Here is a 13,169-nt window from a genome sequence, read left to right on the forward strand (position 1 = left end):
TTTTTTTGTATGTGTTACTTATAGTATCATTTCGTTTTTGGTCTTATGTTTTATCTGTATTTTAAACACCTAAATTCAATGTTCCCATTCATGCCCAAGTGTTTATTATTTTTTACTGTACTGCTTCTTAAAACGGTATCCGCCTATACTCAAGTACCTGATAGCTTGACTATAAAAATAGGCCAGATGATAATGATAGGGCTGGATGATCGTAAAGCTGTAATGAACAACAGCACAATACTCAATGAAGTAAAAAAGGGAATTGTTGGTGGTGTTATTCTTTTTGAAAAAAATATAGATAGAACTAACCCAAAGAATAGGCTTGTTCAATTAACAGGAATACTACGGGAAAATGCAACAATACCTTTATTCGTAGCTATAGATGAAGAAGGAGGAAAAGTACACCGACTGAAAAGTAAATATGGGTTCCCCAGTATGCCATCTGCCGCTTATTTAGGTAAAATTGATAATGCAGATACAACCTTGTTTTTTAATAGACGTTTAGCAAGTACTCTAAGTAGTTTGGGTATCAATGTAAATTTTGCTCCAACTGTAGACCTAGCTATAAACCCCAATAATAGAGTAATAGTAAAAAATGGAAGGAGCTATGGCAAGAGTTATGATCAAGTAGTTAAACATGCTTATCCTGCTATAAAGGCACACCAAGAGGGTGGTGTTGTAGCTGTTTTGAAACATTATCCGGGTCATGGTAGTTCTACAGGAGATACGCATTTAGGACTTGTAGATGTTACTAAGTCTTGGAGAGAGGAAGAGTTATTACCTTATAGCTTGTTATTAGAAAAGGTGAATTATGATGCAGTTATGGTGGGACATATGGTCAACAAAAAATGGGCTGAAGACTTATTGCCTGCAACCTTATCTAAAAAGACTATAAATAAGCTTAGGGTAGAGGTTGGCTTTAATGGGGTCTTGTTCTCTGATGATATGCAAATGCAAGCCATAAGCAATCACTATGGTTTAGAAGCGTCTGTTGTAATGGCGATAAATGCAGGTATAGATGTTTTAGTATTTGGTAATAACGTGCCTACTACTAATAACGCTCATGTGACGGCAACTCAAATACATGATATCATAAAGCGAGCCGTGCTAGACAATAAAATATCACGTCAGAAAATTGATGATGCTTATACAAGAATAATGACCCTAAAAAATAAACGTTTTAAAAAGTAGGTTACTTTATCAAAGTGATAGTCCCCTTATACAGAACAGGAACTTTTCTTTCATTACCACAAAGTCCTTTAGCGAAATAGAAATAAGTACCCAGGTCTTGTTTCTCTCCATTATGGATGCCGTCCCAGCCTGCATTAATGTCATCTGTAGTAAACACGCGCTCTCCAAATCTGTTGTAGATGCTAAAGACCTCTAGGGTAAACTCCCCTTTGTTAAGTATTCTGGCGTAGTCATTCCTGCCATCGTTGTTTGGCGTAAAGGCATCCGGTATAAATATGGTGCAACAGTTATCATAGGTTATGGTGCTTTCTATAGACTCTGAACATTCATTAAGGTCGGTAACGATAACAATGTACTTGCCATTAGCGATTCCTGTTATCCTTTCCGTTTTTAATAAAGAGTCATTGCTCCAGCTATATCTATAAGGTGCTGTACCGCCTGTTACCTTAGCGGTTATCGTTCCGCTGTTATCTATGCCGTCACAATCGTTAGGTGTCACTTTGGTTTCTATACTCAGTTTTTCAGGCGATTCAATGACTAGGGTAGTATCTTTTTTACAGCCCAAACTGTCTTCTACAGTTATGGTATAACTACCAGCAGATAAGTTGTTGAAAAGCTTGTCGTCCGTAATTGGATTAGCATCAAGCTGATATTTAAAGCTTGGTGTACCTCCTGTTACTTTTATGTCAAGTGAGCCATCTGTATAACCAAAACAACTGACAGGGCTAGCTACTACGTCATTTAATATTATGTGAGGGTAGCCCTCTATTAGTATGGTAGAGTCTATCCTACAGTTATTGTTGTCTTTGATACTGATCGTGTAGGTACCCTCTTTCAGTCCTAACTTGGTACTTTGGTTATCGAAGGTGCCGTTGTCTATAGCATAAGTATAAGGTTGGGTTCCGCCTTTACCTTTTAACGTTACAGCTCCGTTTTCCATTCCCTCGCAAGTAGCATCTAAAATTTGTGCTTCTGTTATGGATAATGCAGGTGGTTCTGATAATGATATGCTAGAGTCTTTAAGACATCCTTTGCTGTCTCTCATTTTTATAACATGTCTGCCACCGTCCAAACCGGTTAGTATTGGTTGGGTTTGGAACCCTCTGCCGTCATAGGCGTAAGTATAGGCAGGTATGCCACCACTACCATTTACGGTTACTGCTCCCGAACTTTCTCCAAAGCATTTTACATTAGTAAGGTCAAATGTAAAGTTAAGTGCATCTGGATTGATAAGATTTACTGTTGTGTCTGCAATACAGTTGTTAGTGTCTTTTACTTTTACAGTATAGTTGCCTGCAGATAGATTGGTGTAGTTGTTATTACTATTGTACGTGTTGTTGTTGAGTGCATATTGGTAAGGGCTTGTACCTCCTGTGCCTGCTATGCTTATAAGTCCATCGGCCTCATTATAGCATTTAGGATTGTTATAGCTTACTGTTATGTTCACCTTATTAGGCTCACTAATGTTGAAGTTAGTATCAAGCTTACAGCCAAAGCTATCTTTTATGCTAATGGCATAAGCTCCTGCTTTTAGGTTAGTAATTGGATTAGTTGTACTATATGTTCCGCTATTGATAGCATATTGATAAGGGCTAGTACCGTTATTAGCTACTACAGTAACAGAGCCACTGCTGCTGTCTTTACACAGTGCATCCGTTAAAGTAAGACGCGCTGCTATCTTTATGGAGTCAGATATTGCTATTGTCGTATCAACAATACAGTCATTAGCATCTTTTATTTTGAATAAATAGCTACCAGTATTTAAAGGGTTGAACGTTGATGTAGTGATAAAACTACCGCTACCAATAGCAAACGTATATGGACTTATGCCGCCTGTAGCAGAAATAATAACTTTTCCATCATTAAGCGTTTCACAAGTAGAGTTCTTTACTGATGCTATAGGTTTTATTTTGTCGGGTTGTGTCACAGTAATAAGCGTGTCTTTAATACAGCCGTTGGTGTCTTTTGTGCGTATTGTATATGTATTAGCAGATAGATTGGTAAATGTACTAGTGCTGGTAAACAAGCCTGAGTTGATAGCATAAGTATATGGCGATGTGCCACCATTACCATTTGCGATCACTATTCCTGAAGTGCCGCCAAAGCATTTTACATCTGTTATAGCTACAGTTTGTGCTACTTTGGTAGGTTCTTTTATTTCTAATGTAGTGTCTTTATAGCAGTTATTGGTGTCTCGTATTTTTACTGCATAATTACCCGCAGGTATGTTGTTAAATATGTTGGTGTTGCTAAATGAGTTATTACCTACAGCATATTGGTAAGGTGTTGTTCCTCCCGTAGCGGTAATGGTTATCGTGCCATTAGAATCGGAATGACATAATGGGTTTGTAGAAGTAACACTTATTGATACTGGTTGAGGTTCGCTAATAGTTAACGTGCTGTCTTTCTTGCAGTCAAAACTATCTTTGATCTTTATCGTGTAGTTGCCTGCATTTAGCGAAGTGAAGTTGTTGTTACTGCCATAAGTGCCATTATTAATAGCATAAGTATATGGCGAGCTTCCTCCCGATGCAACAGTTAGTATTGAACCACTACTACTATCAGCACATAAGGCGTTGTTTAATGTGTAGCTGGCTGTTATTAGTAAGGAGTCTGTTATACTTATAGTAGTATCAGCTGAGCAACTATTGCTATCCTTTATACTAAAAGTATAGGAGCCACTTGATAAAGGACTAAAAGTAGAATTACTAGAGTGGGTGCCACTACCCATTGCGTATGTATACGGACTTGTGCCCCCTGTTACTGAAATGATAATTCTCCCATCTCCTAGTGTATTACAGGTAGAACTTTTCACAGAAGCCTTTGGTATTAATGGGTTAGGGTTTGCTAAACTAACGGACGTGTCTTTTATACAATCGTTGGTATCTTTAGCTTTTAAAATGTAAGTGCCTGCATTGAGTCCTGTGAAGCTGTTGTTGCTTGTAAAGCTGCCCGAATTAATAGCATAGGTGAAACTGCCTTGTCCACCAGTACCTGTAACGGTAAGTTTACCTGATGTGTCTCCAAAACATTTTATCTCATTAGCTACTACATTGATGCCTACTGGTGGTGGAGCTGTAATGACTATTGAGGTGTCCCAAAAACAAGAGTCTGCGTTAGTTGTTCTTATGCTGTAGGTTCCTGGTGTTAAACTATCTATTTGTGTACCCGTAACATTATTGAATGTATGTAAAACAGTAGTGCCTTGTTTTACTTGTATTTGCCAGTTAGATGGCGAAATAGCAGGCGTAATATTAATTACTGCTTTTTTAGTGCAAGTAGCATTCCTTGTAATAGTAACCACTGCTTTGGGCTCAGGAAGAATATCTATAGTGTAGGCCATTGTTTGTTTGCTCACTATAGGACAGCCATCATCTACATAGGTTACAAAAAAGTTATAAGACCCGGGAGCTATATTTGTAGTTTTCCATGTGAAGATGCTAATGGGGCTGGTAGTGTTATTGTTTGTTACCGCAAGTGTTGCACCTGCTGGCAAGCCCGTATAGGATATACTTATTTTATGAGCTGTATCCAGATCTGTAGGGTTGATGTTAAAACGAAGTGTATCTATCGGTTTACACACACTTATCTTAGTTCCGTTATTACTAATAGTACCTCTATTGTTATTGGTTATTAATCCTATAGGAGGGTTGTTAGCACAGTTAGCTATAATAAAGGTCATCTCCCGCATACTGGTGCCAATTAATACACCATTTCTGTATTCGTCTACTCTTATTACTACTAATGACTTTTGCAGTAGGTTAGGCAAGAAAGCCAACTGACCTGTAGCTGTATTAAAAGAGAAACTACCCGTTGCTACAGCAAGAGGTGATGTGGCAGAATAGCCTGTGTTATAGTTTACTGTTCCTGAATTGTTAAGACCTGCTACGAGGCTATATACAAGGCTATCTCCATTAGCATCTATAGCACCGTTATTGTAGTTGACAAATTTATTGATACAAAAAAACGGGGTAGGTATTGTTGTATAGGTAGGGGAGGAGTTAACTACACTTGTATTGTTTAATGTAGCTTCGAGGTTCATGGTTGTACCATTGGCAATATTGGTGATACCATTACTGCGACCAGCAGAGGTACTACCCATAGCTCCTGTGAACCTGAACCGCCAATTGGTAGAAGTCGTATTTAAAGTTACCGTATCAGAGTAGGTAAAGCGTTTTACACCAGGTATTGTGTTAGAAAGGGAACTACATTTAGTATTGCCTATTTCTGCTGGGCATACGGGCGTCACTTCAAGCCCGTTTGTAGGTGCCTCAACTTTTAGAGTTAGCGTTCTAAATAGTGAATTGCCATTTAATACTCTTACTACCGGATTGCCTGGCAAATTCGGGAATGCATTACCACTACAGTCTCCATATATATACAATGAAACCTTATACTTGTTTCCGCTTATATGCGTATAAAATAGATCGGCGCCATACATATGTGTGGCTTTCGATTGTATAGCACTGCAAAGCAAAACAGTAACTAATATAAACCAGCTATAGATCAATCTCCTTCGACTCATACATTGTTTTTATGACTTGATTAGTCTTTTAGTCCCTTAACAGCGTGCTTTATATTTTTTATTTGCAGGGTGTATATGGTCGGGTGAAGTAGTACAAAAATTACAGCATTGGATAGATGTAATGCATATCCAATGCTGCATTAACAACTCGTTAACAAGCGTGTTATCTCTTTGTAATTCGGACAACCTCTCTGAGATCAGTATTAGTATTCACTAATACCATGAAGTATAAACCCGATGGTAATTCTTTCATGTTTATTTCCAGATTGTCTTGTTCGAATGTATATGCTTTTAATTGTTTGCCTTCTATACTATGAAGTATAGCCGTTTTGTAATTTATTCCAGATTCTTTCTCTAGGTATAATATATCATTAACGGGGTTAGGGTATATTTTTATTGTTGTACTGCTCATTATTTTTTCTTTTGTTATGCCTACGGGCAGTGGCTTGATTGTAATAGTAGTGTCATCTGTTTTGCCGGAACAACTATCCGTTACTGTTACTTTTACCTTACCTACTTTTTTAGCAGTTAATAACCCTGTTGCAGATATGCTGGCTAGAGTTGTGTCATCTACTTTCCACTCCAGCTCTTTGTTATAGGCTGCCGTAGGTGTTATGGTCGTTTCCATTTGTAATGTGTTACTATTAATTAACGTGTCCTGACCACCTTTGCCAAATACAACTATGGTGTCAATAGCTGTACCTGTATCGCCGGCTACTATACCCAAGCCCGGAGACGTATTGTATGCAAAAGACTTAATGTCTAATTGTCTATTCGTAGCCGAACTATCAAATGATACTAATATCCATCCATAATGCACCTTGTTGTTTATAGTAAATTGTACACCGATATATTTATCTCCCAATCCTGAAAAGTTCAGTTTTGTGCTGTCTGCCAATGCACATCCAAATTGGCTGTATGCCCAATTGTCTGTTGCATCTATACTCTTGCCCTGACTTAATGGGGTAACTATTCTTTCACCAAATTGTAAAGTGTCTTTACCTGTAACTATATATTTTGTTGTAGAGTCGTTGGCATTAATTGTCATTTGCCAACCACCAAAACCCATTCCTCCCGAAAACCAATACCAGGTAAAGGAACAGTCGATGTTTCCATCATTGTCAAAGTCTACACCTCCTCCTTGGCCAAACATTGTTGTGCCGTCCATTTTAATTGTGGAGTCAGGTTTTAAGTCTGTGTGCTTTATACAAGCATTTGAAATGAATGCCGATAAGATAAGTGTCGTTAGTAGTAGCGCTTTTTTCATTTATAAATTTGTTTGTTATGCTTTTAATAACGACTGCTACTATTCATCCGTGAGTAAAAGTTTTTTTTGATAACAATAAAATGACAATCCACATTATATAAAAACAGCCTCAAGTAATACTTGAAGCTGTAAAACCTAACACTATATGAAAACAAAGCTTACTTTAATGTAATGTCATTGATGATTGCTGTAAATACTATTGTCTGTTTTTTCTTGTCTATCTCCTTGGTCCAGTCTCCTTCATTGTTATAATATTTTATCAATGTTTTTCCAGTTTCTGTTTTTGCAGTAATGGAATCAATGACATTATTAATGGTTGTTGTTTCATGAAAACCTCCAATTTGTCTACTGTTAGTATATATATCTTTTGTTTCCTGCTTGTCAATAATAGTTTCAATAACTTGATTGGGAACTAAGTAGTTAGAGTATGTTTTGACCGTTATTTTTTCTGACGAGTTGTTCGTGATCTTACAGATGATATCTGTTCCCTTTTCGCAAGACAAGAGTGTTGTTGTTATAAGTAACAGCAACAAATTTGATCGTAGTGTTTTTTGCATAGCCTTTATTTATGAGTACGATTAATTTTATAACCTAATGAGAATCGAAGTCTCGTAGCATTGTAGGCGTCTCTTATGTCGGGGTTGGGGATATAACTTAAGTCTGATGAGTTTTGGTATATAGATATATTGAGCAGCATTTTGTCTATAGGCCTAAAGTTTACACCTAAGGTGTATCCTGTTCTTAACTTGAAGTCAGTAGGATTTTTATAATCATCATCATTGTCCGATATGCAATTGCATTTTGGTTCAAACAATACAATTCCATTGTTGTTTTGAGGGAATATGAAAGGTACTTCTAAAAGAGAGTCTTGGTATATTTTAGTATATCTGGTTTCCTTCTTAGTGATTTGAGGTAGTTTGCCGTAAACAAAATTTATACCGGCAACAAGCGATACTTTTTTAGAAAAAGCATATTCCCAAAATATAGGTAATTCTATATCCCACATGTTTCTATTTAAAGCATATTTGGCGTCTATCGAATCGTATATCTCTGTATAATGATAGTCGTAGGTGTTTGGTATATTGGAGTTTTGATTGATGTCTACATTATAGTAAGGTGTATTGTAAAAAGTTAATCGTTCAGGTAAGGATATCTGATTGATATTGCCAAACTTAAAGCCTGGACTAATGCCTACATAAAGTTTTGGTGCTACTCTATATCTTAATTGCAAGGATGCGATCGTAGTATTGATACCGGTAAATCCGGTGTTAGTTTCTGCGCCTAAACTGAAGGTTATATCAATATTTCCTTTTTCATCGGTCGGGATGAGATTTTTGATGCTGTTGGGTGAATAGCTGTTTGTGGCTAAAAGTCCCTGTACATTTTTACTTGTATTATTCAGTTTATTGTCTTGTTTTAGCTCTGCTCTAAGTAGGTTTATAGATGTATTAGTAGTAAGCTTTGCTAGGTTTAATTGTATAGCGTTATTCGTAATTGGTGCATTTTGTTGTTGAGGGTTAATAGATGTCGTAGGTATAGTTAAGAAACTGTCTATGCTGTTAGTAGGTATTTTGTTTAGTTGTTGTTCTTGTTTTTTATAGATCACTTTTTTAGTGGTCACAACAGGTTTGTCAATTACGGTCTTATTACTAAATAGAGGTGTGGCTACATAACCTACAGCAGCAGCAGCCGAAAGCCCTGCTAAGTAAGGCAGCCATTTTAAGTACTTAGGGTTGATGAACCGACGTTTCTTATTAGCGCCTATCGTTTCTTCAAAAAGGCTAAATTCCTCACTGGTAATTGGCTCAGTGTGGTTGTCTAGCTCTTCTTTGAAAAAGTCGTCAATATGTTTTTTGTCGTTATTCATTTATTTAGGCATTAGCCTTTCAAGTTTTTCTTTAAGTCTTTTCCTTGCATCACTTAAGTACCACCTACTATTATTCTCGGTTATAGTAAGTAACGTAGATATTTCTTTATGTGTTAGGTTTTCAAATACAAATAAATTAAAAACTGTTTTTTGAGTATCGGGCAAGTCCTGTATTAGTTGCAATAGCTCTTTATATGCAATTTTGCCGTTGATGTCATCAGGTACGTATACATCCTGTTCTGTGTAGTCTATATAATGTGTATCCTTATGCTTCATGTTTTTACGAACATGATCAATGATCGTATTCACAGCTATGGTACGTATCCATGCTTTGAAGGCACCGGTGGGTTTATATTTATCTAGCTTGATGAATATTTTGCTGAAAATGTCGTTAAGTAGGTCTTTTACGGTCTCGGTGTCAGATATATACCTTACGATCACCCCTTTTAAAAAAGGAGCGTATTGCTCGTACAGCAGTCGTTGAGCTTTTAAGTCACCTTCAATACAGTTTTGTATTAAGAAAACTACAGAGTCTGTTTCCGTATCTCTAGTGTCTAAACCCAATTTTTTAATAATATCAGTGTTTCCTGCCAAATACATCTACCTGTTAGTATAGACTTATGAGTATTCTACTCCATAAATGGAGTAACGTAAATAGTATGTATGATGTTAGGAGGTGTGGTATATTTTTATTTACACCATTTGAATTGCACTTTAACTGTAAGTAAAACTGTTATATTTTATGAATATATATGTCACAGTAAGGTAGAATGTGCTATATAAAAAAAGCTGCACAACTGTGCAGCTTTTTATCGTTCTATATTTTTTGCTTAGCCTATGCTTCGGCCTTTACTTTTGTGTCTATTTCCTCGGCAGGTTGTAGCTGCTCACGTATTTTAGCTTCTACTTCTTCCATTACCTCAGGGTTGTCTTTCAAGAAGGTTTTTACTGCTTCACGACCTTGTCCTATCTTGCTATCTCCGTAGCTAAACCAAGAACCGCTCTTGTTTAAGATGCCTAGATCTACACCCATGTCAATAATTTCGCCCACTTTGCTAATACCATTACCATAGATAATATCAAACTCTACGATGCGGAATGGAGGAGCTACTTTATTTTTCACCACTTTTACTCTTGTGCGGTTACCGCTGGCAATGTCACCATCTTTAATCTGTGCTATTCTGCGGATGTCTAAACGTACTGAAGAGTAGAACTTCAGGGCATTACCTCCGGTAGTTGTTTCTGGATTACCGAACATGACACCAATTTTTTCACGAAGTTGGTTGATGAAGATACAGCAACAGCCTGTACGGTTGATAGTGGCAGTAAGCTTACGTAGCGCCTGGCTCATTAGTCTTGCTTGCAAGCCCATTTTGCTGTCGCCCATTTCGCCTTCCAACTCGCCTTTAGGTACTAGTGCTGCTACAGAGTCTACCACAACCACATCTAGTGCTCCTGAAGAGATTAGACGGTCTGCGATCTCCAATGCCTGCTCTCCATAGTCTGGTTGAGATACGATAAGATTATCTACATCTACGCCTAGTTTTCGTGCATAGCTGGCATCAAAAGCGTGTTCTGCATCTATAATAGCACAAATACCGCCTTTCTTCTGCGCTTCGGCTATGGTATGTATAGCTATGGTTGTTTTACCTGAAGATTCCGGTCCATATATCTCTATGATACGCCCTCTAGGGAAGCCGCCTACACCTAAGGCCACATCCAACCCTAATGACCCTGTGCTAATTGTCTCAATATTTACCTGTTGCTTATCGCCCAGCATCATAACCGAGCCTTTGCCATAATCCTTCTCGATCTTGTCTAGAGCGAGCTTTAATACTTTCATTTTGTCATCTGCTGCCATGCTAAATGTATTTTAAGTGTTAGTTTTTGTAATTATTGGTCAAACATACAACTTTTTTGAACAAGCTGTACAAATGTTTATACTTTTGTTTAAAAATATTTTCTCTATTATCTAAATTACAGCAAATACAGCCCTTTCGTCAAGGTTTTTACTAACAATAGTGGGTAATCAGTTTATGCAGAAATAACTCAATGAATTATGTAATTGTATAATGTGATTTGTGATATTGTGTATCAACCATAAACAATACGTCATGAAAAAACATTGGTCTATCAAGTATTTATTGTTCCTCATCATACCATTACTGCTATCTATTGCTATGTCTTCTTGCGATAGTTGCAACCCGACAGATACTGCTACTAACTATGAAGAAAATGTAGTGTATCAAAGTAACGATACGGCGTCGCTATATAACAATACAGCAGTTGATTACAATAGTCCGAATTATGAGGTAATGTATATCAGGGTGCCTAATGACCCAGATACGGGTATATTTATTAGAAAAGTAAAAGATTCAGGTACACACCATAGAAGAGCTATACAAGGTAGGGTATTGAGAGGCACGTTTGTAATAGATAGTCCTAACTATCGCACTACTTTTGTGTATGCGGTGTATGAGCCCGACTCTGGCTGTGATAGAACACGATGGTTCTCTTTTGTAAATCCAAGCATTGAGGTGTCTACTTATGGTGGCAGGTATCGTAAGATGACCTATAAAGGCAAGGTGAAGGCTAGTACAGGGCTGCCTTTTAACTTCGATAAATGGAATAAGGACTATCAAAAAAAATGGGTGGACACGACTAATAAGCGAAGAAAGAGCAATGGCGAAAGGCTATTGCGCAAAGTATCTCCCAACGATAGCATGAAGGATGCTTACCCATATATGCCACTGCCTACGCCTGAGGGTACAGGCTTTTTAGACGCTCCGATATTTTCTAAAAGGCTTCCTGGTAGAAATATTACCACTAAGGCAGAGCAGATATTTGCCCAATTCAGAGGGATAAAGAAATGTGTTGTAAACAACAGAAGAGCACCAAGTGCTGATTCGGGTATGGTGAAAATAACTACAAGGGGGCGTACATATCTGTATTGTGTAGATAGGGTAGCACCAGAATGTTTGGGGTATTTTTCATGGACAACTGTGGAGACAGATACCATGAGAGTGAAATGGGTAAAAGCTACAGGTAGGGACTGTGATGGCATACAGCTAGGGCAAACAGGAACGCGATGGGCGCCTCGTTTCTATTTTACAGGAGCTACTACAATTACTGTTGGCCCATGGATGTCTTGCGACTGATAGGTATTAACTACAATTCCTATTTTAGAGGAAAAAAGCATTTATGCTCATATTTTCAGGAAAGGGGGTAGTAGTGCCTTTAGTATGGATGGCTACAGCTGCCGTAAATGGTTTGGCGTTTAACTTGAAAGGGGCGGATAATGCAGTTATTACGCTAATGATAAGTGGAACTATTTGTACTGTTTTGGGTAGGCGTTGGCGCCGTCAGCGCTTGGCGTGGGAGGAGCAGCACGGTATGCCAAGCCCTAAGGCTAAGCCTAGTTTTTTCTTTGTGCCGGTAGAGCATATTTGGGTGCTGGCACTTGTGCTGATACTTACAATAATAGGCGTAGTTGTCTATAAAGGGCAACTGCACTGGTAAAGCATATGCTGTAGTTTTCGTATATTTATTTAAACTACTATATACGCCATGAGTTCCATTCTATTGATCATATTAGGTATTGTAGCCTTGTTGGCTAGTATATTTCTATTCAGGCAAGGCTCGGCTTATGACAATGAAGCTGCCGAAATAAGTAAGGAAAAGCAAGGAGATACACGCTTGGCCAGCCAGCTTTATAAGTCGGGCACACAACTACGCATGTATGCTATTGGATTTGTGATAGTAGGGCTTGTACTTATTGGTTATTATATAAAAGAAGTGGTGTTATAGGTTACTGGTTCGTTACAGTAGATATTCGTCACTGCGAGCTTACGAAGCAGTCTCAAGAAGTGTGTGTTATGGTTTAATAACCGTTCGTCATTTCGAATCCCTTTATGGTAAGAAATCTATCTGCTATGTTTAGTATTGTCCTTTCTTTGCTCGTCCAAAGAAAGAACGAAAGAAAAGACTCGAAAATTTAGTACAGCCAAATTTTCGTTGCCGCATAGATACGGCTAGGTACTACTGTGCTGCCAAGCATTGATTGTACTGTATCGTTCGTATCGCTGTATCGTGGCAGTCTGTGTGAAGCTAAATAGTAGTATGTCATTTTGAGCCATGCGAAATATCTCCTTAATGGGTAGGTGAGCTGCCCGTAGTTGCTAGGGAGATGTCTCACACAAGGTTTGACATGACAAGCCTTGATAGTACTGTATCGTTTGTATCGCTGTATCACTACTGTCTGTGTGAAGCTAAATAGTAGTATGTCATATTGAGCCATGCGAAATACCTCCTCAATGGGT

Annotated in this window: 10 protein-coding genes; 4 read left to right on the plus strand and 6 right to left on the minus strand. The window is 37.9% G+C overall.

Annotated elements, in window-relative coordinates; genetic code table 11:
• The first annotated feature begins 90 nt into the window (after positions 1-90).
• Positions 91-1,191, plus strand: a complete 1,101-nt coding sequence (locus tag R2800_04080; protein MEZ5016205.1) for a glycoside hydrolase family 3 N-terminal domain-containing protein — start codon at positions 91-93, stop codon at positions 1,189-1,191.
• 1 nt (position 1,192) lies between these two features.
• Here R2800_04080 and R2800_04085 read toward each other — a convergent pair whose 3' ends face one another.
• The 6 genes from R2800_04085 to recA all read right to left on the minus strand — a co-directional run bounded on the left by R2800_04085 (position 1,193) and on the right by recA (position 10,711).
• Complete coding sequence (locus tag R2800_04085; GenBank protein ID MEZ5016206.1) at positions 1,193-5,716, minus strand: gliding motility-associated C-terminal domain-containing protein; 4,524 nt, start codon at positions 5,714-5,716, stop codon at positions 1,193-1,195.
• A 163-nt stretch (positions 5,717-5,879) separates the two neighbouring features.
• On the minus strand, positions 5,880-6,983 hold the full coding sequence (locus R2800_04090) for an Ig-like domain-containing protein (protein ID MEZ5016207.1): 1,104 nt from the start codon (positions 6,981-6,983) through the stop codon (positions 5,880-5,882).
• Between the two features lie 158 nt (positions 6,984-7,141).
• Positions 7,142-7,540, minus strand: a complete 399-nt coding sequence (locus R2800_04095; protein MEZ5016208.1) for a hypothetical protein — start codon at positions 7,538-7,540, stop codon at positions 7,142-7,144.
• A 5-nt stretch (positions 7,541-7,545) separates the two neighbouring features.
• Positions 7,546-8,850, minus strand: a complete 1,305-nt coding sequence (locus tag R2800_04100) for a hypothetical protein (protein MEZ5016209.1) — start codon at positions 8,848-8,850, stop codon at positions 7,546-7,548.
• Complete coding sequence (locus R2800_04105; protein MEZ5016210.1) at positions 8,851-9,444, minus strand: RNA polymerase sigma factor; 594 nt, start codon at positions 9,442-9,444, stop codon at positions 8,851-8,853.
• Positions 9,445-9,685: 241 nt separating this feature from the next.
• Positions 9,686-10,711, minus strand: coding sequence for a recombinase RecA (recA, locus tag R2800_04110; GenBank protein MEZ5016211.1), 1,026 nt, complete (start codon positions 10,709-10,711; stop codon positions 9,686-9,688).
• A 253-nt stretch (positions 10,712-10,964) separates the two neighbouring features.
• Between recA and R2800_04115 the strand changes: the two genes are divergently transcribed.
• Genes R2800_04115 through R2800_04125 form a run of 3 tightly spaced genes read left to right on the plus strand, consistent with a single transcriptional unit; the run spans position 10,965 to position 12,657 of the window.
• Complete coding sequence (locus tag R2800_04115; protein ID MEZ5016212.1) at positions 10,965-12,008, plus strand: hypothetical protein; 1,044 nt, start codon at positions 10,965-10,967, stop codon at positions 12,006-12,008.
• 43 nt (positions 12,009-12,051) lie between these two features.
• Positions 12,052-12,369: a hypothetical protein gene (locus tag R2800_04120; protein ID MEZ5016213.1), complete on the plus strand. Its 318-nt coding sequence runs from the start codon at positions 12,052-12,054 to the stop codon at positions 12,367-12,369.
• A 48-nt stretch (positions 12,370-12,417) separates the two neighbouring features.
• Positions 12,418-12,657, plus strand: coding sequence for a hypothetical protein (locus R2800_04125; GenBank protein MEZ5016214.1), 240 nt, complete (start codon positions 12,418-12,420; stop codon positions 12,655-12,657).
• Positions 12,658-13,169: the final 512 nt, after the last annotated feature.

The organism is Flavipsychrobacter sp. (assembly GCA_041392855.1).
Taxonomy (GTDB): domain Bacteria; phylum Bacteroidota; class Bacteroidia; order Chitinophagales; family Chitinophagaceae; genus UBA5543.

Excerpts from the sequence above, each read along its gene's own strand:
- R2800_04115 (MEZ5016212.1), top strand. The coding sequence starts at position 10,965 with ATGAAAAAACATTGGTCTATCAAGTATTTATTGTTCCTCATCATACCA.
- R2800_04085 (MEZ5016206.1), bottom strand. The coding sequence starts at position 5,716 with ATGAGTCGAAGGAGATTGATCTATAGCTGGTTTATATTAGTTACTGTT.
- R2800_04095 (MEZ5016208.1), bottom strand. The coding sequence starts at position 7,540 with ATGCAAAAAACACTACGATCAAATTTGTTGCTGTTACTTATAACAACA.
- R2800_04090 (MEZ5016207.1), bottom strand. The coding sequence starts at position 6,983 with ATGAAAAAAGCGCTACTACTAACGACACTTATCTTATCGGCATTCATT.
- R2800_04120 (MEZ5016213.1), top strand. The coding sequence starts at position 12,052 with ATGCTCATATTTTCAGGAAAGGGGGTAGTAGTGCCTTTAGTATGGATG.
- recA (MEZ5016211.1), bottom strand. The coding sequence starts at position 10,711 with ATGGCAGCAGATGACAAAATGAAAGTATTAAAGCTCGCTCTAGACAAG.
- R2800_04100 (MEZ5016209.1), bottom strand. The coding sequence starts at position 8,850 with ATGAATAACGACAAAAAACATATTGACGACTTTTTCAAAGAAGAGCTA.
- R2800_04125 (MEZ5016214.1), top strand. The coding sequence starts at position 12,418 with ATGAGTTCCATTCTATTGATCATATTAGGTATTGTAGCCTTGTTGGCT.
- R2800_04080 (MEZ5016205.1), top strand. The coding sequence starts at position 91 with ATGCCCAAGTGTTTATTATTTTTTACTGTACTGCTTCTTAAAACGGTA.